Annotated in this window: 19 protein-coding genes; 11 read left to right on the top strand and 8 right to left on the bottom strand. The window is 48.4% G+C overall.

Annotation, left to right across the window (positions count from 1 at the left end; all coding sequences use genetic code 11):
• The first annotated feature begins 76 nt into the window (after positions 1 to 76).
• The gene (locus tag ABRS97_RS17470) at positions 77 to 889 is read left to right on the top strand and encodes a hypothetical protein (RefSeq protein WP_367815998.1); all 813 of its coding nucleotides are present in this window, start codon (positions 77 to 79) and stop codon (positions 887 to 889) included.
• A gap of 65 nt (positions 890 to 954) precedes the next feature.
• Here ABRS97_RS17470 and ABRS97_RS17465 read toward each other — a convergent pair whose 3' ends face one another.
• Complete coding sequence (locus ABRS97_RS17465) at positions 955 to 1,416, bottom strand: GNAT family N-acetyltransferase (protein ID WP_367815996.1); 462 nt, start codon at positions 1,414 to 1,416, stop codon at positions 955 to 957.
• Positions 1,417 to 1,783: 367 nt separating this feature from the next.
• Between ABRS97_RS17465 and ABRS97_RS17460 the strand changes: the two genes are divergently transcribed.
• The 4 genes from ABRS97_RS17460 to ABRS97_RS17445 are packed head-to-tail and all read left to right on the top strand — an operon-like array spanning position 1,784 to position 5,857.
• Complete coding sequence (locus tag ABRS97_RS17460; protein ID WP_367815994.1) at positions 1,784 to 2,035, top strand: acyl carrier protein; 252 nt, start codon at positions 1,784 to 1,786, stop codon at positions 2,033 to 2,035.
• Between the two features lie 16 nt (positions 2,036 to 2,051).
• Complete coding sequence (locus ABRS97_RS17455) at positions 2,052 to 3,164, top strand: BtrH N-terminal domain-containing protein (RefSeq protein WP_367815992.1); 1,113 nt, start codon at positions 2,052 to 2,054, stop codon at positions 3,162 to 3,164.
• 14 nt (positions 3,165 to 3,178) lie between these two features.
• Positions 3,179 to 4,699: a class I adenylate-forming enzyme family protein gene (locus tag ABRS97_RS17450; protein ID WP_367815990.1), complete on the top strand. Its 1,521-nt coding sequence runs from the start codon at positions 3,179 to 3,181 to the stop codon at positions 4,697 to 4,699.
• 9 nt (positions 4,700 to 4,708) lie between these two features.
• On the top strand, positions 4,709 to 5,857 hold the full coding sequence (locus tag ABRS97_RS17445; RefSeq protein WP_367815989.1) for a nucleotidyltransferase domain-containing protein: 1,149 nt from the start codon (positions 4,709 to 4,711) through the stop codon (positions 5,855 to 5,857).
• 178 nt (positions 5,858 to 6,035) lie between these two features.
• On the opposite strand, the gene ABRS97_RS17440 is transcribed toward ABRS97_RS17445, so the two are convergent.
• On the bottom strand, positions 6,036 to 6,992 hold the full coding sequence (locus ABRS97_RS17440) for a DNA-3-methyladenine glycosylase 2 (RefSeq protein WP_483312470.1): 957 nt from the start codon (positions 6,990 to 6,992) through the stop codon (positions 6,036 to 6,038).
• A 175-nt stretch (positions 6,993 to 7,167) separates the two neighbouring features.
• Between ABRS97_RS17440 and ABRS97_RS17435 the strand changes: the two genes are divergently transcribed.
• From ABRS97_RS17435 to ABRS97_RS17425, 3 genes are read left to right on the top strand one after another with little or no spacing between them, the layout of a single operon-like run.
• Positions 7,168 to 7,725, top strand: coding sequence for a bifunctional transcriptional activator/DNA repair enzyme AdaA (locus ABRS97_RS17435; RefSeq protein ID WP_367815988.1), 558 nt, complete (start codon positions 7,168 to 7,170; stop codon positions 7,723 to 7,725).
• Positions 7,726 to 7,748: 23 nt separating this feature from the next.
• Positions 7,749 to 8,321, top strand: coding sequence for a methylated-DNA--[protein]-cysteine S-methyltransferase (locus ABRS97_RS17430; RefSeq protein WP_367815986.1), 573 nt, complete (start codon positions 7,749 to 7,751; stop codon positions 8,319 to 8,321).
• Positions 8,322 to 8,354: 33 nt separating this feature from the next.
• Positions 8,355 to 9,176 carry an SPL family radical SAM protein gene (locus tag ABRS97_RS17425; RefSeq protein ID WP_367815984.1) on the top strand — a complete coding sequence of 274 codons (822 nt, stop codon included), beginning with the start codon at positions 8,355 to 8,357 and terminating at the stop codon, positions 9,174 to 9,176.
• Between the two features lie 349 nt (positions 9,177 to 9,525).
• Here ABRS97_RS17425 and ABRS97_RS17420 read toward each other — a convergent pair whose 3' ends face one another.
• The gene (locus ABRS97_RS17420) at positions 9,526 to 10,461 is read right to left on the bottom strand and encodes a helix-turn-helix domain-containing protein (RefSeq protein WP_367815982.1); all 936 of its coding nucleotides are present in this window, start codon (positions 10,459 to 10,461) and stop codon (positions 9,526 to 9,528) included.
• Positions 10,462 to 10,669: 208 nt separating this feature from the next.
• On the opposite strand from ABRS97_RS17420, the gene ABRS97_RS17415 reads away from it, so the two are divergent.
• Entirely contained in the window at positions 10,670 to 11,401 is a 732-nt protein-coding gene (locus tag ABRS97_RS17415; protein ID WP_367815980.1) for a ThuA domain-containing protein, read from the top strand.
• 421 nt (positions 11,402 to 11,822) lie between these two features.
• Here ABRS97_RS17415 and ABRS97_RS17410 read toward each other — a convergent pair whose 3' ends face one another.
• The 3 genes from ABRS97_RS17410 to ABRS97_RS17400 all read right to left on the bottom strand — a co-directional run bounded on the left by ABRS97_RS17410 (position 11,823) and on the right by ABRS97_RS17400 (position 15,118).
• Positions 11,823 to 13,643 (bottom strand): sensor histidine kinase, encoded by a 1,821-nt coding sequence (locus ABRS97_RS17410; protein WP_367815978.1) that lies wholly within the window; start codon positions 13,641 to 13,643, stop codon positions 11,823 to 11,825.
• Entirely contained in the window at positions 13,640 to 14,329 is a 690-nt protein-coding gene (locus ABRS97_RS17405) for a response regulator transcription factor (RefSeq protein WP_367815976.1), read from the bottom strand. The genes ABRS97_RS17410 and ABRS97_RS17405 overlap by 4 nt, the downstream gene beginning before the upstream one ends.
• Before the next feature lie 81 nt (positions 14,330 to 14,410).
• Positions 14,411 to 15,118, bottom strand: a complete 708-nt coding sequence (locus tag ABRS97_RS17400; protein WP_367815974.1) for a hypothetical protein — start codon at positions 15,116 to 15,118, stop codon at positions 14,411 to 14,413.
• 172 nt (positions 15,119 to 15,290) lie between these two features.
• Here ABRS97_RS17400 and ABRS97_RS17395 point away from each other — a divergent pair, with 172 nt between their 5' ends.
• Positions 15,291 to 15,581, top strand: coding sequence for a Rieske (2Fe-2S) protein (locus ABRS97_RS17395; protein WP_367859122.1), 291 nt, complete (start codon positions 15,291 to 15,293; stop codon positions 15,579 to 15,581).
• A gap of 102 nt (positions 15,582 to 15,683) precedes the next feature.
• Here the strand turns inward: ABRS97_RS17395 and ABRS97_RS17390 are convergent, their stop codons facing one another.
• Positions 15,684 to 16,271, bottom strand: coding sequence for a CGNR zinc finger domain-containing protein (locus ABRS97_RS17390; RefSeq protein WP_367815971.1), 588 nt, complete (start codon positions 16,269 to 16,271; stop codon positions 15,684 to 15,686).
• A 35-nt stretch (positions 16,272 to 16,306) separates the two neighbouring features.
• On the bottom strand, positions 16,307 to 17,047 hold the full coding sequence (locus ABRS97_RS17385) for an MBL fold metallo-hydrolase (RefSeq protein ID WP_367815969.1): 741 nt from the start codon (positions 17,045 to 17,047) through the stop codon (positions 16,307 to 16,309).
• Positions 17,048 to 17,390: 343 nt separating this feature from the next.
• Between ABRS97_RS17385 and ABRS97_RS17380 the strand changes: the two genes are divergently transcribed.
• On the top strand, positions 17,391 to 20,009 hold the full coding sequence (locus tag ABRS97_RS17380; protein ID WP_367815968.1) for a sensor histidine kinase: 2,619 nt from the start codon (positions 17,391 to 17,393) through the stop codon (positions 20,007 to 20,009).
• Position 20,010 lies beyond the last annotated feature (1 nt).

Here is a 20,010-nt window from a genome sequence, read left to right as displayed (position 1 = left end):
GCCTTCAAAGTTTTTTCACATTTGCCAACTATACTTGGCATTGTAGAGAAAATTGATATAAAAAAGGTGGAATTACATGATGAAGGCCATGCATAAAAAGGTTTTAACAGGGACACTTGCAGCAGGGCTGCTGATCGGTGGCGGTCTGGTCTTGCAGCATAATCAAGTTTTTGCCGATGAGACTAGCGCAGCAACCTCGACGCCTGCATCCGGCATCCATAAAGATAAAGAACATAAAGGTTTTAACGGGCATGACAAACGCCCTAGCTTTGCAACTTCAAAGGAATTCGGTAAAGGCGGCCTGGATTTCGCCGCAATTCTTGGCATTGACCAGAGCGTGCTGAAGGATGAAATCAAACAAGGCAAAACATGGGTTCAAATCGCTCAAGATAAGGCCAGCCTGACCGAGGAAGCACTTCTTGCCAAGCTGACCGAAGCCGAAACAAAAAAAATTGACGACGCACTTAGCGCCGGAAAAATTACGCAGGAGCAAGCGGACAAGCAAAAGTCTGGGCTCGCAGATTATTTGAAAAAAATAGTTGAGGCTAAGCCGAGAGTGGGCGAGTTCCCGGGTAAACAGCCACGTGCAGGCGTTCCAGCACATGGAGCATGGGGGAACAAACAGGAAGATATCGCGAAACTACTTGGCATCACCAAAGACGAGCTGATTGCTCAGCAAAAAGCTGGCAAATCTCTCGCGGAAATCGCTCAAGATAAAGGCATCACTGAAGATCAATTGATCACCAAGCTGAAAGACAGCATGACAGATGAACTGAAGAAATTCGTGGAACGCAAAGATGGCCCGCGCGAGGGCGGACCTGAGCTAAGAACGAAGTCGGACGCTAATTCCGGATCGACAGCGACACCAGCGCCGACTGCAGCTCAATAATACATTCAAGAGGTTATTCCTAATCCGTCCGAATAGACGAGGGGAATAACCTCTTTGTTTATTTACTAAGCGAGCGCTTTTTCGTATAAAAGGACGTTAAAGCCATCAATTACGGCAGGCCCTTGCTGTTGGTAACCATTATTCTCAAATAGCTTTTGAGCACCATGTTGATTCTCAAGCGTATCCAGTATGAGGTGTTTGATATTTAGTTCTCTAGCTCTTTGCTCCAATTGGGATAGGAGCATTTGGCCGTAACCCTTCTTCTGAAAGCTGGGGTGTACCCGGAGACGTTTAATTTCGGCTTTGCCATTCTCCAGAACCTTCAATCCACCCATTGCAAATACGACGTCGTTCTCTCCGATTCCAACGAGGAATTCCCCGCCAGTTTTCAAATATTGTTCGTTAATATGCAGGATATCGTGATAGTGTTGGTGAGTAGGCTCTACGTTAGCTTCAGCGATTACCAGCAAATGGATTCTCCATACATCATCATGATCAAGAGCGGAATAGCGTCGGATTTGTATCATAGGAAGGCCCCTCTCTTTGTCCATCGAGTAGTTTGATTGCTATATATGTAATATAAACTAACGTGAAAAACAAGGCAAATAACATTTTCTTATGGAAAACTATATAAAAATTAATAAATACATTGTTAAATATAACAAATATATGACATATGACTTGTAATTCAGTAATTTTTGTGATCATATATGTGGTCCGTGTCAGGTTTTTTGTTAGATTCCAAGCTTTAACCAGGCGTCATACAAAAAAAGTACGACTAGACAGAAAGTTTGTCTGACCATCCAGAAAAGTAGTCAACACATTCTAATTCCCAAATATTATATGTATACTCATCATAAAATACAGCATTCAAGAAAAAGGATGTGTCCATGTATGGGGAAAAGTGAAATTGAAGCGAATGTCTTTAGCATTATCAAACAGAAAGTTCAGTTTAAAGATGAGGAGATTGTTCGCGAAGGCGATTTAAGAAACGATTACGGGGTTGATTCCTTAATGCTAGTGACAATGTTGATGGAGATTGAATCCGAGTTTAATATCGTTTTTGATAGCGCTAACCTCACTTTTGAGAAATTTTCCACGCCTGGTTCCATTTCAGACAGCATTTATCAAATCCTGCATGGTTAATACAATGAGGAAACATTTGATTCGTCATGTGCCGAGATATTTTGAGCCTTTGGTGAGTGATTGTTTTACAAATGCGTATGGTTCTGAGCTCACCTATAGAGGGTTAGACCCGAAAATACTTCTGACGGAATACATGTCCTTCATGTATAACGAGGAAACCAAGCTCCTTGGCGTCAATTTTCTTTTCGGACTTAATGTCTCGATTGAATTTTCGGAAGAAGAATTGAATGCCTCTCTAGCTTTTGTCTATTTTCCGGAAACGACTTATTATCAGGCGCCTTCCGCTGTAAAAAATGAGATTAAGCATAAAGACAAGATTAATATACGGATGTATGTACAGGAAGACAATGAAATTGCGAAATTGCGTTTGAAAGAAAGGCTGGATGCCGGCCATCCTACGGTTGTCATAGTCGGTGTATATGAGATTAGCTATCACAGAGCTTACCAAAGGGATCATGGGATGCATGCCGTAGTTGTTACTGGATATGACGATGACCGAGGGTACTACCAGCTGTTTGATCTTTACCCGATAGCGAGCAGCGACTTCGAGGGCGAACTGCCTATGGAAGAGCTGGAGAGGGCTAGATGTGCAAACGTTCCCACACATGTGCCGATGGTTGGCATGCGAACCAGACAGTTAAAAAATCTCTGGGCGGAAATCGATATCGATCCCGCATTCGAAGTGTCGGATGCTATCATTCAGTCGATTCTCAGTGAAAGTCTGGCAAGAATGCGGGGAGACAAGCAGGTGCTTGGGTTCCCGTGCGGATTGGAACGAATTGAGGCATTTATGAATGATTTGCAGCGAATGAAGCCGGAAGACTTTACTCAAGAAACCGTATTTCTATTCAGAAATTACTATAATTTGAATTTAAAGACGATCTCCAGGAACAGAAGGCGTTTCAAGATGTTTATTGAGGAGATACATACAGGGTTGCCGCAAGAAATTGTAGCGGAGGTTGCCGGATATTTGGAGCAATCTGCGAAGCATTGGGACATTGGCGCGAATATTTCGTTGAAATTGGGGCTTTCGAAGAAAATGGCGCTAGTCGACGACCTGGTCAGGCAATTGGAGATGGTGAAAGAACTGGAGACAAAAGTTGTCGAGAGACTCACAGCATCACTTTAGTCAGGGGGGGACGGATGAATAATCATAAGCTTTCGCCGTGGAGCTTGTTTCAAGAAAGCTATGACAAGTATCGTGACCGTACGATGCTGATTTACAATGATATCGAATTTACGTATGCGGATATGTTTCACGAGGTACAGGCTTTTGCTCAGCTGATTGAGAAATGGAGCTTCACGATGGGAGGCGTCTTCCTTCCGAATTGCAATCAATGGATTGCCAGTATGCTGGCGATGAACAAGCAAAAGAAGGCATTCGTATCTTTATCGTATCAGTTCAAGGGAGAAGCGCTGATTGAATTGATCAATTATACGGATATCGAATTGCTGGTTACCGACGCCAAAGGCTTTGAAGCTATGCATGCAAGCCTGGACAGCTTGAATATTAGAGTTGTGCTTGTTTTGCAGCCTTCGGGTTCGTATGAGATTCATGAATTTCAAGATAAAGCACCTAGAGAAATTAATGGGATTACAGAGGACACTTTTGGCATTTGTTTTACTTCGGGTTCCACCTCCAGACCGAAAGGGATCGTGCTTTCCAATCGGGCGATCACCGGCAATGCGTTAGCCATTGCGGAGCATTTGAATTTTACGAGCGAAGACAGGACGATTATTCCAAGATCACTTGCGCAAGCCAGCCCTCTGGCTGGGGATGTGCTCATGGCGATCAGCCGGGGCGGCAGCATCATTCTGCTTAATAATTTGTTTCATCCAGCCATATTTTTAAGGGCTATTCATGATTATAAAGCGACGCAATTCTATATCGTTAGAACGATGCTGCTGCAGGTGCTTGAATACCCGCAAAGACATAACTATGACATCAGCTCCTTAAAAAGGGTTCTCATTGGCGGCATGGTGAATTCTCTGGCTATTTACCGCGATGCTGCTGCAACCATGCCAAGCGCTAAGATTTATAACGCATATGGCACGTCTGAGGCTGTAGCCAGAGTTTCTTTCGGAGAACACGATGAAGTAACGAAACTGTCTTGCGTCATTGGAAAACCGATCAAGGGATGCCAAATTACCGTATATCGGGAAGACGGAACGGAAGCGGCGATTGGCGAAACGGGCGAATTGTATATTCAAAGCGATTACGTCATGGATGGTTATTATAAATCTGAACACTTAACGGGTGAAGTGCTGACGTCTCGGGGCATAAGAGTCAGAGATACAGGCTACCAGGATAAGAATGGTTTGTTCTATGTGCTAAGCCGCAACGACGATATGATTATGCAGGGCGGCAGCCGGGTTTATCCGATTGATATTGAAGAAGTGCTGCTCAAACACGATGGTGTAAAAGAGGTCGTTGCACTAGGCATAGATGACGATAAATTGGGGCAAAAAGTTATTGCTTTCGTATGTCTTAAAGATGGCGTTCAGTTGCAGGTGAAGGAGTTATACAGGTGGTGTATTTCGCAACTGGAGGATAGAAAAGTGCCTAAGGAAATTTATATAGTCGACATGATTCCTAGAAATGTGATCGGGAAAATCAATAAAAATGAAGTGAAAGCGCTCTATCATCATTTAGTATCTGTATAGGAGGCTAATATGAAAAGGGATCAATTATCGATAGAAAGACAGCTTGTCTTGTTGACTTCGATTGAGATGGAGGATTCGCAGGGCGAACTGCTGAAGACTATCCTGGAATCCCGATTGGACTGGTCCGAAGTCATTTACCAGATGGTTACTCACCGGACACTGAATATGTTTGGTTACAACCTGAAGAAATTCAACCTTTTCAACTCGTTGGAGGCAGAACTGAAGCGGTTAATCAATACGCAGTGGGCAGTGTATCGCGAGCGAAACCATCATTACTCGCAGCAATTGGCCCAAGTGCTTGAAGTGTTTGCGCAATCAAACTTAGTTTTACCCGTTCTCAAAGGCAATATGCTCGCCAATATCGTCTACCCGGTTATGGAAACGAGAATATTTAATGATTTGGATTTCCTTATGAAGCTGGAGGATGTCAATCAGGTCACAAGCGCCTTGGAAGGCTTAGGCTATATTCAGGGTCAATATGATGAAGAAAAACATGCCATTGTAGAGGCCACGAGAAGACAGAAGGTGTTGCACCAGATGTCAAGCCACGAGATCCAAGAGTTCTTGAAATTAAGCGATAACCCTTTCGCGCCTCTCATCGAGTTGGATGTGAACCATGATATTTTGTGGAAAGGCAAATGCCCGTATCGCGTGGATACCAGGGAACTGATCGCAAGAGCGATACCTGTTGAGATTAATGGAGCAAAAGGGTACATGCTCGATTATATCGACAATATCATTCAGCTAAGCTGCCATCTATACAAAGAAGCAACTTTGATGCTGTGGATCGTATCGCTTAGGGATTTGAAAATTTATAAATTTGCCGATCTGCATATGTATATCAGGAAATTTAAAGATCAAATTGATTGGGATTTACTTATCGAACGAGTCAAAGCGTATCAGTTGGAGGCTATTGTTTATTACAATTTCCACTATATTGAGGAGATGTTTGGCGGCATCGTTCCACGTCATGTTGTGGATAGCTTGCGTCCGGAAAATCTGGATTATCTGGATGAGTACGCGATTGAGAATGAGCAGCCATCTACATGGGAGTACAATTTCTTCACAAGGCTATTCGATGTTAATCGGATTATTAATCTCCAAGGAAGCCAACTGACGGGGATGACAAGATTCCTGGAGGCTAAGTTTAACAACTGAGGCGGAGAGTGTGCAGGTGTTGTTGAAATAGGAAGCGCAAAAGGAATTGTTTGCGGATTTGGTAGCGGCGCTGGGTAGCGAGCGGAGCTATGGAGGGCAAATGGTAATAGAGGAAAACACAACGAAAACCACCCTGCGAGGGTCCGTCGCGAGGTGGTTTTCGTTGTGTGTGAATAGGTTAATACAGCACCCGCCATAAATAAAAAGTGGCGTAAGCCTCCCAACCTGACCAGGGGGCTGCAAGCCCGCGGATGTCGGAGAGCGAAGGCTTTTCCGTCAAGCCCATAACATGCTTAAGCGCGTTATGCAGGCCGACATCGGCAATTGGGAAAGCGGATGCTTCCCGCAGGCAGCGCATCAGGACATAGTTGGCCGTCCATGGGCCGATTCCGCGTATGCTCAGCAGCTCTTTTTCCATCGCTTGAAGATTAGGCAGTGCGAGCAATTTCGCTTTCGAGAGCGTACCCTCAGCCATCAATGTGGCTACGCCGATCAAGTATTCTGCTTTTTTGCCTGTGAATTGCAAAGCAGTCAAAGCTTCCGGGCTTAGCGCTGCTATTACGTCCGGTGCAGGAAATGCCCAGTAGCTGCGGCCATCCCAATCGAGTCGGGTGCCGAAGGCTTCGACAAGACGTCTTTTGAGCGTATACGCAAAAGTAAGATTGATTTGCTGACCAATAATCCCCCAGCTCATCGCTTCGAATAGATCCGGGATGCCCAAGAGGCGAAGCCCGTAGAAATCCTGCGCAACCTGGCGCAGCAGAGGATCTCCATCAGCCATTTCGTAAAAAGGAGCGAGATCTCGCTCCAGATCGAACCACTCCCACACATAGCGGGCTACAGCTTCGAGTGTAGAAGTGTCTGGCGGGCTAGCTTGACTCCCATCAGCGATAAAACGCACGCTCAGTTGCCGATCACTTTCGCTGTGGATAGCGATAAGTACGTGTTTATCCCCAACGGGCAGCAACTTGTAAATATTCAAGTTATCCACATGGAATAAGATTTCATTTGTGGAGCGGGACAGGTATCCGAGATTTTGTCCGTAACTGAACGGTTTGGGAAGCGGCAGGAGCAAGCAGCCGGAAGAGGCGTCCCATTGCATGTTCGAAGGGTGGAAGGGTTGCGGATTAGGCATGAAAATTCTCCTTTAATTATCTATATGTCATAGTCGGTCAGATCGCTGTTCTTCCTCTTATTATCGCTGATAGGAGCTTTCGTAATCTTGCTTTCTCATTCCAGATCTCTTACAAGTGCAAGGCAGTTTGGGTATACTGAGCTTGTAGGATGACAGAGCGATGAGGGGAGCAGCCATGAACGGAGAGTACTGGAAAGCAATTGTTGAAAATAATACGGCGTATGATGGCAGGTTTCTGTATGCGGTAAAGACAACAGGTATTTTTTGCAGGCCTTCGTGCAAATCCAGGCTGCCGAACAGAGAGCATGTCCGCATTTTTTCTACCATGCAGGAGGCTTTAGCGGAAAGCTATCGTCCATGCAAACGATGCCGACCCGACGGTTTAAGATTGCCTGATGAAGAGTGGGTGGAGCACATTGCACAACACATGGAAGAAAGATTTGCAGAGCCGCAGACGCTGGCTGTTCTTGCGGAGCAGTTTTATGCTAGCGCCTATCATCTCCAGCGAACGTTCAAACGAGTGAAAGGCATAACGCCTTTACTGTATCTTCAGCAAGTGCGAATCGATGCTGCGAAGCGGCTTTTGATAGAGACAGACTTGGCGATGCATGTGATCGCCGTGCAGGTGGGGATTCCTAGTGCAGCGCATTTTGCAACGCTATTCCAAAAGAAAACCGGTTTGACGCCGACGGAATTCCGTCAGGCCCATCATTTTTCGGGTCAGACACTATAACCATAACCTAAGGGGGACTTATCATGCAAAAAAAGCCCGTATATTGGACAATTGCTCATGTGGATAGATGGGATGTGCTCATTGCGGCAACCGAACGGGGATTGTGTTACTTGCAGTTTATGACGAAGTCGCCATCTTCTTATGAAGAGGATGAGGCTTGGTCAGGTCTGCTGAACTGGGTGAGAAAACAGGCGCCTGAACTTGAAGTTTTGCAGGATCTGAGCGCCCTTCAGCCCTATATTGTGCAGATTGAAGCGTATTTGAGCGGGCGGCGCACCTCATTTACGCTTCCTTTGGATTTGCGCGGCACGCCATTTCAAATGGCTGTCTGGCAGGAGCTGCAGGGAATCCCGCATGGAGGTATCAGCAGTTATTCGCAGATTGCCGGCAAGCTGGAGAAAGCCAAAGCTGTACGCGCGGTAGGAACCGCGATTGGCGCAAACCCTGTTCTCGTCGTTGTGCCTTGCCATCGCGTTCTGGGGAAGGATGGTTCGCTAACGGGTTACAGAGGCGGAATCCAGACTAAAGAGAGCTTGTTGTTGTTGGAAAAAAGCAAATCTGGTCAGCGCGCTGCTTCAAAGCTTGCGAGTGTTTAGCTGGTCAAGTGGGTAAGGTTAGGAGTGAGGCACATGGTGCAGCCCAAATTGGCGAGAAAGTCACCCAAGCACCTACTGAATAAGGCAAGCGGCTATCTGGAGGGATACACGCACACGCTAAATCCCTACACGGGCTGCGCGTTCGCTTGCTCCTACTGCTATGTGCGGCAAATGCCAGTCGCCTTGTTTCGAGAAGGGGAGTGGGGCGGCTGGGTCGATGTGAAAGAAAATGCGGCGGCACTTCTGGAACGCGAGCTGGCCAAGGCCAAGCGTCAAGGCTCCGTGACCATTTTCATGTCATCCAGCACGGACCCGTATCAACCGGTCGAGTATCGCGAGCGATTGACACGGTCGCTGCTGGGCGTCATGGCGGACAATCCGCCTGACTTCTTGTTCGTGCAGACGCGCAGTCCGCTGGTGACGCGCGATATGGACTTGCTGGCGCAGCTCGGCGAGCGTGTGCGCGTCAGCATGACGGTCGAGACGGACCGCGAGGAGGTCCGCCGAGCGTTCACGCCCTCCGCGCCGCCGATTCCGGCGCGGCTCAATGCTCTGCGCGAGCTTACCGCTCGCGGCATCCCGGTGCAGGCCACGATAGCGCCAGTGCTGCCCTGCTCGGAGGGATTCGCCGAGCAGCTTGCAGGCATCGTGGACCGGGTGTGCATCGACGATTATTTCATGGGCGATGGCAGTAAGGGCAGGCGCACGGAACGCATCGGCGTGCGCACGATCTATGCCGCGCTCGGGCTGGACGACTGGTACAGTCGGGAAGCGTACGCGCGCGTACAGGAACAGCTCCTGCGGCATTTTCCGCAGGAGCGTGTGTTGGTGAGCCATCAAGGCTTTCTGCCTTGATGGGCATTAGTTCGTGCGGCTTTGCATGGCGCTGCGTTTTCGCTCTTGAATGGCTCTGGGCGGCGAGCCAGCCAGCAAAAAGATCTGTCACGAACGCTAATAGGCTTTGCGAGCTTAGTGAAGATGACTAGCAACTGGAAAAAGTCCAGTTAACTACGTGGCTATTTGCGCGAACAACTAGATAACAGGAATTTCTACCGCTAATTGGATCTATTTCCGTTGAAACGCACGGAATTGCTGCTTTTAGCAGGAGAAATTCCATGTAAATGCGCAAATCAGATGGGAAACGGCCAGATTAACTGGAGGAATTCCATGTAAACAGCAGACCTGAACGAAGCTCATCGTTCAGCTAGTCCGTCAATGCGAGCGCTTGCGTCAGACTTGTCTTACTGCGCATGCGCTGTTTGAATTCTTTGGGCGAGCATTGATTATGGCGCTTGAACAGCTTATAGAACTGCGCCATGTTCAGAATGCCCACCTCAAAGCTGACGTCCATCATGCTGAGGTCTCCGGTCAGAAGGAGGCGCTCGGCTTTTTTGATGCGTTTATAATTGACGTAATCGACGAAGGAAAGGCCCATGATTTTTTTGAAATATTTAATAAAGTAGTGATAGCTTAGGTTGAGTAAGCCGCATACTTCTTCAACAGTTATTTTCTCGCCAAGATTCTGGTCGATATAATCGAGCGCTGGGCGCAAACGGGACAGCCCATTTTCCTCGGTAAGACTGGAGAAATCCCGGCTATCATTGCGCAGCATCAGGAGCAGCAGACTCTTGATCGCAGCGGAGATGGCAAGCTCGTATCCAAGCTTGCGCGATTGAGATTCCTTATAGATGTCCATAATGAGGGTGTAAGCCGCACGCTTGACGGCTTCATTCGCCCGGAATACATCATTAAATTGCTCGAGCGGATGCGTAAGCTCGGAGAAGCAGTGCAGATAGGACATCGTCCCCAGATCAAAATGCTGGGTTAAATCAATTTGAAACACGATCTGCCGCAGCGGAGTGGTCGACTGCTTATGGGTCCTGTGCAGCTGAGAGGAACCTAGCACGATGACATCGCCAGGTCCCATGACGGTAAAGTCGTGTTTGGTTTGAATGCCAAGATGGCCCTCGGTTACGACAAGGAATTCGACCTGTTTGTGATAGTGCCAATGCCACGGATCTGGCACCACAGAATTCGGCGTGTCGATGCTAATTTCCCATATTTTCAGGAATAGGAGAGGATTCTGATAAATGACTTCTTCATTCATAATTTCAGCGGAAGAATGGTTTAGATGATCCATAGCAACGTATACCTCGCTAATTGAAAGGACATTTTTGAATAATACTTGAGTAAATTTGAGTATGATAGATCAGTATTAAGTATAGCATGTCCGAGAAACGATGGACACTTTTGAATAAGAAGTGAGCAGGATCATGCATTTATTTCAGTGGGGTAAATGAATATACTTGAACTATGAATGAATACGTTGTCTTGGAGGGAAATAACCAATGAGTCAGAAGCTAAAAGTTACCGTATGGAATGAATACCGTCATGAAAAAGAAAGCGAAATCGTGCGCGCTGCCTATCCGCAAGGCATTCATACCGCAATCGGCGAAGGATTGGGCGAGGCTGTTGATGTTACTTATGCAACACTGGATGACGCTGAGCACGGCCTGTCGGAAGAAGTACTGAATAACACCGATGTACTCATCTGGTGGGGACATAAAGCGCATGACGAAGTGCAAGATGCGATTGTAAACCGCGTTCAAGAGCGTGTGTTGAAAGGCATGGGGCTTATCGTGCTTCACTCCGGCCACTTCTCCAAAGTGTTTAAGAAGCTGATGGGCACTTCCTGTGATCTCAAATGGCGTGAAGCCGACGAGAAAGAGCGCCTGTGGGTCGTTGCTCCAGGGCATCCGATCGTTGAAGGCATCGGCGAATACATCGAGCTCGAGGCTGAGGAAATGTACGGGGAGCATTTCGACATTCCGCAGCCGGATGAGCTGATTATGGTGAGCTGGTTCGAAGGCGGCGAGGTGTTCCGCAGCGGCTGCACGTTCAACCGCGGCAACGGGAAGATTTTCTACTTCCGTCCGGGTCATGAGACGTACCGCACGTACTACAACGAGCAAATCCGCCGAGTCATTAGCAACGCTGTGAACTGGGCGGCTCCATCGACTCGCGAGTATCCGAAGTATGGCAACCACAAGCCGCTTGAGGAAATTAAAGGAAAAGCGTAAGCGTAAGGCGCAAGGTAGCCTCGATTGATCAAAAGCCCGCATGACCATGACGCATAAGTATGCGGACTTGGTGGTGCGGGCTTTTCATGTGGTTTGGCAAGCTTTACAAGGGCGTTTCCCTTCGTTTCCCTTCGCTTCGCTTCGCGCTTTGGAGACGAAGGATAGTGCCGGAATCCAAACATGCCGATCGGTTAGCGGAACGTGTGTGCCTTATTTTTGGTTGTAAGCGTTATTCTGTTGCTTTCGCGGAACATAGGTGCCTTATTTCTGTGCAAAAGCCGGTATTTCAAGCAAAAGAGCGGGAATAAGGGAACTACGTTCCGTTCAGAACGCAGGACGGAGAAAATGATGCAAATAGAGTACTGACGTTCCGTTCATGCTATGTGTTTCAGGTGGACTTCCTCGACGGAATCATCGAGGGTTAGGCGATCTCATTCTTCGGGTCTGCTTTCGAGAATTTGCCTTTGCCTTTCCCTTTCTCCTTCTCTTTCTCTTTCTCTTTTTCTCTTTCTTTCACTCGCTCATTCACTTTGGGCTCGATATAGAACGCGACACCGTCGTCTTCATTAACGGCGCGGACGGCCATGCCATGGTGCTCAGTGATTTGCTTCACGATGGCGAGACCGAGGCCGAATTGACCGTCCCCCCCAGAGCGGAATGGCTCGAAGAGATTGTCCGCAATGGCCTGATCGAGAGGGGGACCGTCGTTGCCAATTCGAAGTATTGGCTGGTTAAACGAGCTGCTTCCAGCTTCATGTTGTTGTTGTTGTTGTTGTTTTCGCTTTTGTTGCTTCTGTTCATATCGTAGCAGTTCATGATCAAGCTGCTGCTGTGTATGTTGTTGCTGAGTTTGATGATGATCTTGCTGCTCTTGATCTTGCTGCTGTTGATCTCGCTGCTCTTCATCTTGCTGCATTTCATGTTTCTGTTGCCGCTGCTTTCGCGGTTGGCTGACGGCTGTGACCGGCTTAACTGTGATGCGAATGCAGGTACTGGCATAGCGCAGTTGGTTGTCGAGAATATTTTCCAAGGCTACTTTCCATTGTTCGGCATCACCGTTCATTTGGAGACGAGGCGAGGTGCTTATATCCCACCGAATTTCGGGCCGTCTATATCGAAGCCGTTCTACAACATCGTCGAGAACCTTTTGGAGGTCAAAGGGCTGGAACGGTTTCTCTCTGGCGGTCAAATAATTCAGCTTATTCAGCAGCAGCAAGTCGCGAATCCGCTTTTCCAGCCGCTCGCTCTCTGTAAGAATGACGTTTACGCTATCATTCAGCGTGCCTTTGGGAAAGACACCGTCTTGGATGGATTGCGCGTAGCTGAGGATGACCATTACGGGTGTTTTCAGTTCGTGAGAGGTGTGCTGCAGGAAAAATTGCTGCGCGCGGTCCTGCCTGATCAGCCGTTGCCGCATGGAATCAATCGCGTTCGCCAGTCGGCCGATTTCATCTTTCCGTCCAGTCTCCAACGGCTCATGCCAGTCACGCTCAGCCAGCCGTCCCACATGACGTTCCATCTGCACGAGAGGCCTTGTAAAATAACGGGCCAATGCCAAGCATGGCAGCCAGCTAATAACAATGAGGCCGACCATGAGCAACATAAGCCTCCCGAACATCGTCATGACGAGGTCGTTCCGATAGTTGCCCCAAGCGTAAGAGACGATGAAGTTCGGCTTGCCTTGAAAAATTTCTTTGCGAATGACATAGAAAATGCTCTTGTTATCAATGCTCCGTGTATATTTCTCAACGGGCACGATCTGCGTGAAGGCATCCTTTTCCATCGCTTGTATAAAGGGTTCGCCGATCTCGGCCGATGGAATTGTCGCTGCTGGCAGCCCGTTTTCGCTGATCATGAAGTGTCGGATCGCAGGTCCCTCCAGTGGCGCCATGATCTGGGCAGTGAACGCTGCATCAGGCATAGTCATCGTATCTGAGGGTTCTGTTTCGCTGCCTTTAAAGCCTACGATAAACTGTTTTGAAGGTACGCTCTCTTGGATTATGCTAGAGGAGGTAATTCTAATCGGTGTCGAGAGTCGAAGCGCAGGGGACGCCATTTGTCCTTGCTCGACTTGTAGACCGCTCTGTGTATCCAACAAAATATCATAAAGTTGTTCTGTAAAAAAACCTTTTAGTGTCCAAGGCAGCAGGACAGCGAGCAAGGTGAAAATGAATAAGGTCAAGGCGGCAAAAGCACCCCACAGCTTGATGGATAGCGGCCAATGGCCAATTCTTGCTATCATGCTTTCACCATCCTATACCCGTATCCGTATACCGTCTCAAGCCGGAGCTCAGGCAGCTTCCGGCGAAGCCGGCGCACTAAATCGTCGACGACGCGGTCGGATCCGTAGTAATCGATTCCCCACACGGCGGTGAGAAGCTGTTCGCGTTCGAGCAATTGGCCTTGGTGATGGATCAGGAAAAGCAGCAAATCCAGCTCTTTCGAGGTCAGGTCTATCGCCATGCTGTCGCTGTCGGTCACGACTCGCGCTCGTTCATCAATGAAATAAGGCGCTGCAGCAAGCTTGGAGCGCCGTTCAGGAAGAGCGCCCGCCGCCACTCCGCCTGCATAAACACGTTCAAGCAGTTTGCGCGTCCGGATCACCAGTTCACGCGGGAGGAACGGCTTGGCCAAGTAATCGTCGCTGCCTAGCTCAAGACCTATAATTCGGTCGATGTCGGCGTCGCGTGCGGAGATGAAAATAACCGGCTGCGACGGATTGTCAGCTTTGATTTCACGCATCAACTGATAGCCATCTACACCGGGCAGCATAATATCAAGGACCCACAAGTCCGGTCGCTCCCCGATTGCCGACTGAGCCGAAGTTCCGTCTGGGAACGCACGCACTTGCCACCCCTCTTTCGCTAAATATGCGGCGAGAACCCCGCTTAAATGTTCTTCATCTTCTACTAGAATGATCTGATACATGAAGCTTTCCTCCTGTTTGGTTGCTGCGATGGGGAAGAGGCGGGGCCATTGCGATTAACGTAACGGCTCCGCCTGTATTATTTATGGTTGAGGTACTTCGGCCTTGGGTAGATCTTGGATCAGCTTGCGCAGCGATTCCGTCTCGTTCCGATAGTCGGTCAGCAACTCTGGAAGCAAGCTGCGGATTGTTGCAGCGTCATCGGCTTCGACAGCATCGGCAAGCTTCTGCTGACGCTTGAAGGATTCTGGCAGCTCCATTTTAATTATATCATCCTCATCAATACCCTCAACTGAGAGTCTTTGGCCAGGTTCTTTGTTCAGGTCGCCGTCCTTGTGTGTGAGAATATGAATTCGTTTGCTTGGTTTGGACGTTTCAGAATCCAAATCATTTTTGGATGTACCTTCTTCGATCACATCCTCAGGTTTGCCTGCCTTAACGGCACTACTCACTACAGTAACTTTCGGCTGCGGCAATTGACGCTCAAGCTGTTTCCGTTCATCAAGCGCTTGCTGCCAATCAGAGCTTGCTTCTGGTGCGTATGCAGCGACCAATAACTTCAAATAACTCCGCTGGAAGGCTGGCTGCATGATCAGAGCTGGGCCTACAGCTTGAAAGCTGCTATCGCTGCCGGCAGGCTGGGCAAGCTTTACTTTGATGAGCGGCTGAGTAGGTTGAGCCGTAACATCCGCCTCGGCGGCATTTGCGCTTCCGAAGGCTCCGAATACCATTGCAGCTGTTAATACGGCCAAACCTGTTTGACTTGCGCGACGTTTCCATTGTGTTTTCATGATTGAAAACTCCTCTCGATATAGGGTAGTGGTGAGGGAATGTTTCCCTTGCCTCCTTAATGTAACGAAAGATTATGGACTTCCTATCGTAACATTATGGGAAATTGTGTGTAGAGATGAGCGAATTGCAGTACACTGGTAGATGATGAATGATGACAGATGGAGGCATATGATGAAAGAAATCATAATCGGATCCACGCAAGATTTGAAAGATTTGCCTGCAGAGATCCAGATTGAGAACCGCAGCTACTGGATTCTTAAGGATGGAGACAGCTTTCGCCTGGTCTCGGGCAGATGCCCGCATGCCGGAGCGACGGTTGAATGCGAGGATGGGGAGTTGGTGTGTCCGATGCACGGCTGGACGTTCGATCTGCACACAGGCGCATGCCTGAATATACCTGGGAAAGGGCTTCAACCCATTCCGGTTGTCGTTAGAGAGGGAACCCTGATTGCTCAGCTGTAATGGAGTAATGAAAGGATAATGTTGCCTTTCGGCAAAAAAATAAGCCTAAATGAAGCCGCTCATTTTATAATGAAGGGCTCATCTAGGCTTATTTTGCATCATTCAAGACGTGATCTGTTTCTTTTTCTTCGCATAGAACTCAGCGGCTTTATGCCGGTTGCCGCATACTTCCATACGGCACCATCGCCTTTTCCCGCTTTTGGATATATCGACAAAATGAAGGATGCATTCTTCATGCTCGCATTTCCGAACTCGATCGGCGGTATACGTGGCTAAGGTATCCACGATCGACCGAATGATCTCATACAGCGCATGATCAAGCGGATGTTTCCCATCATGTCTCAGGGCAAGCTTATCTTCTGTCTGCGTTAGCGAAGTCATAAGGCTTAAGCGCTCTATCCGCTCATTGAACTTCGTAAGCAAAGCGTCGGACAGCTTGCTTCGCTGCCCCAAATCAGAGATTGCCTCGGCACAAAGCTCGCGCAGGGAGGCAAGTGCATGGCGGGCTTCCTCAAGGAATGCCGCATCATCAGACGTATCATCCGGAGGGATCAGCTGATTATCCAGCAACCACTGACGGGTGCCAGCGATATCTGCTAACACATCTTGAACTTCCCTATTGTGCATATAACGGGTGTTCACCAAGTTCAACCATGCGCTTCCGCCTAATAAGTAAGGGGGATTTTCCACAGGTGTTCATCTCCTGGAAGTAAGAATTAAGATGCTCATAGTGTAATGAATTCTTTGGGTTTTAACAAGGTCAGGTTCACTTCAGCTTTGGCAGCGGCAGCTTCCAGACGGTTGTAGAGATCCGGTGTTTGGTTGTATATGGGCGGGTGATGCACGGCTCCGTAGTGAATAGGCACGAGGTTCGCAGCTCCTAGGATAACAGCGGCGGATACGGCTTGTTCAGGTGTCAATGAGATCGGCTGCCCGCTGGGTGTAACACCGGGTAATTGAAGGACAGCGCCGTTGACCGGTAAGCATACTGCATCGAAAGGACCGTAGGTTTTGGCGATTTTCCACCAGTAACCGTGCCATAGCGTATCTCCGCAGTGAATCATTTTCTTGCCGCCGCCTTGCACGGTCCAAGCCACTTGCGGATCGCCCATGCCATCCACAGAGTAAGTAGGTGCTGCGGTGAGTGTGCCGATTTGAATGGAATCCCCCAGGGCCACGCCGTGAACGTTTGTCAATTTAGTGTCTCTAGCCAGTTCTAATGACTCTGCTGGAAGATAGACCGGGATATTTTCTCCATAGAATGCAACGATCGCTTCCGGATCAAAGTGGTCGCCATGGTGGTGGGTGATGAGAACAGCATCTACAGGACCAAACTCATGAAGTGCATGCATAGGTTCATGCGGCTGGCCGAATTTGCTCGGGAAGTTGTAAAGCGGATCGATGACGATGCTGGTTGTTTCGAATTGTACACGGATACCTGCCCACGGAAGTCTTTGGATGTTCATAGAATCAGTCCTTTTCGATTTAGAGTTTGTGTAACCTTTAAAAAATTTTTTAGTGGTTATAAAATAACTATAACCCATTATTTATAACTTGTAAACATATTTTTAGTGGTTATATAAAAATAATACAAAGAGACCCACAGCAACGGGCTGCGGGTCTTAAGGAATATATATTTTAAAGGGGGGTCGACTTTTATTATAGGCGGGCTACATTAAAACAAGATGAAAATCATATTTCATTCTGGTTACAAATGTTGAACCTGTTCCGGGATGATTTCAAGTTCGGCCAGGAATTCATTATAATAGGGGTTAGATCAGCACTGAAACTAGATCAATGGAGGCATCTGTGTCCGTGACCAATTCTACCATGAGGTCTCATTTGACCGTAACCTTTGCCATCATGGCGATGATTCCGATCCTTATTCTTGGCGGCTTTCAAGTGTCGCAAATAACGAACATAACGAAGGAAGCGGGAGAGAACCAGAAACAGACAACCTATCGGCTTGCGGATACGGTTCAAGATTATATGTTTTATCACCGCAATGCGGTTGAAACATTAGCAGCGACAATTAGCGCTTCTGATCCCTCCTTTCGCACCAGAGAAAGCTTGACGCTAAAGCTGCAGTCGCTTCAGGAAAATTTAGCCGGGTTCAGCGGCATTTATGTCATTGACGATACAAACCGGATTAAGGCAATGGATTTCGCTGCCGATTCCTCCTTGATAGGCGCAGTCTTAAGCGGACGTGATTACACGAAACGTGTAGAAGCCTCGCATAAGACGATCGTGTCGTCCCTGTTCCGCGGCCCGGAAGGGATGAACCAGCCGGCAGTCGCCATCGCGGCTCCGATTTATGACGGAGACAAGCAATTCGACGGATTCGTGCTCGCTGTGCTTGATTTGGCGCCGATTAAGACACTTGTTACGAAATATGATTACGGTACGAAGACGTATCCGGTGGTGTTGGATCATACAAGAAAGCCCGTATATCATCCGAGTGGCGATCTGACGGATTCCATGGCCGATTTATCAGAGGAGCAGGTTGTCGCTGACGCAAATAAGCAGGATAAAGGAGAAGGCACCTACCAGCTCAGCCGTTCGCCGCAGAAAGAGTTCATTACCTATACATCTATACCGGACATCGATTGGATCGTGTGGGTTAGCAGATCGAATGAAGCTGTGAACGCCGCATTCATCAGCTCACTAAGAATTACGCTTCTTCTCCTCATCGTTACGCTTATCTTAACGGTCATTCTAGGGAGCTATCTAGCCAAGCGTTTGAATGGCACGATTCATGCCCTGGTTGGCTACACACAGCGGCTTGCCGGCGGGAATTTTGTGAAGCCTGATACTGCCGCGGTGCCTAGAGGAGCTCCGCTGGAGCTCCAAATGCTGGCTGACCATTTCTTCCTAATGGCAGGGCAGGTGAAAGAGAACCAGCAAGCTCTGATGCAGCTGAATGCTGAATTAGAGAGCCGGGTCGAAGAACGCACGCAGCGGCTCCTGCGCAAAAATCAAGAGCTGGAGCTGGTCAATACGCTGCTGATTCCGCCCATAGCAGAACGCGCGGCTGATCAGCATATCGAGCAAGGGATCGAGCAACTAGGCCAGTTGATTCATGCGAGAGTCAGTTTACAGTTGAACCCTCTGACGGACGTCTCCTCTTTGGGCAGTTTTACTGGGCGGGAGGCTTCCGTAGTTCCAAGCGAGACTACTATAGATAAAGCGGCTGTGAATCTGCATATTCCTGTACATGCCGGAAGCCTGCTGCTTGGTGAAATGACCGTGCTTCACGAGACGGGGAAGTCAGTCGATGTCGAGGCTAATCGAGCCTTTTTGCGCACTTTTGCCAATACGATCGCTATCATTTTGCAAAATGACCTGTTGTTGCGCAGCACGCAGCATGAGCATGCTACTTTGAACGCGGTTCTGGAAAGTATGTCTGACGCAGTGGTCCTCATTGATGTGGAGCATCGGGTGGTGTATGCGAATCATCGGATGTCCGATATCTTCGATATTCCCATGCCTGAATTGATACGGATGAGCGAAGATGCTTTGTTCCATCGGATATCCACTCTTTTGACGGAGCAGCATGAGGATTTGCAGAAGCTGACCGTGGAGCCGAGCACGCAAGGAGCTTTCACAGTGAAGCTGGGGAACGGCAGGGAACGGTTTATGATGGTATCTGCTTTTCAAGTGGCACGAGAGGAGCGGGTGTTTGGACGGGGGTATGTCTGGCGGGACATGACGAAGGAGCATGAAATTGATGCTCTGAAGAATGATCTGATTTCGCTGGCGTCCCATGAGTTCAAAACCCCGATTACGAGCATCAAAGGCGGTGTAGAGACACTGCTGCGAATCGATGCCAATTGGGAGGAGAGCTTTAAACAGGAGCTCTTGGAAGGCATGCATGAGGATATCGGGCGGATTCAGGATTTGATTGATGAGTGGCTGGATATTTCGAAAATCGAGGCAGGCGCAATGCGTATCAATCCGCAGCCGCTGCGAATGGAAGCTGTTGTAGAGAGTGCGCGCAAAAGGTTGCCCCAGCAGGCGATATATGAGCAGACGCAATATGAGGTGGAGCTTGAGGGCGTGCCGCTCATTTATGCCGACAAGCTCCGGATGGAGCAGGTGCTCGTTAATTTGTTTACGAACGCAGTACGATATAACGATACCCAGCCTGTCATTAAAATTACCGCTTATGCGGATGAACGCTTCGTGCATCTCGAAGTGCGAGATAATGGGATTGGCATAGCGGAGGAGCATGCAGATCACATATTTGACCGCTTCTATCGTGTGGACGTGTCGTCCTCTCGCCAAACGGGTGGAACAGGCTTGGGGCTGGCCATATGCAAAGGCATTATGGAAGCTCATGGCGGAGATATTCGGGTTGAAAGCATACTTGGCGCGGGGAGCGCATTCATCATCTCCATACCTAGGTTTCAAGGGAAGGACAACGGCTAAC

Origin of the sequence: Paenibacillus tabacirhizosphaerae (assembly GCF_040812395.1) — a bacterium.
Classification (GTDB): Bacteria; Bacillota; Bacilli; order Paenibacillales; family NBRC-103111; genus Paenibacillus_E.
The sequence above is the reverse complement of the archived record's forward strand: the minus strand, read 5'-3'. Positions and strand labels throughout refer to the sequence as shown.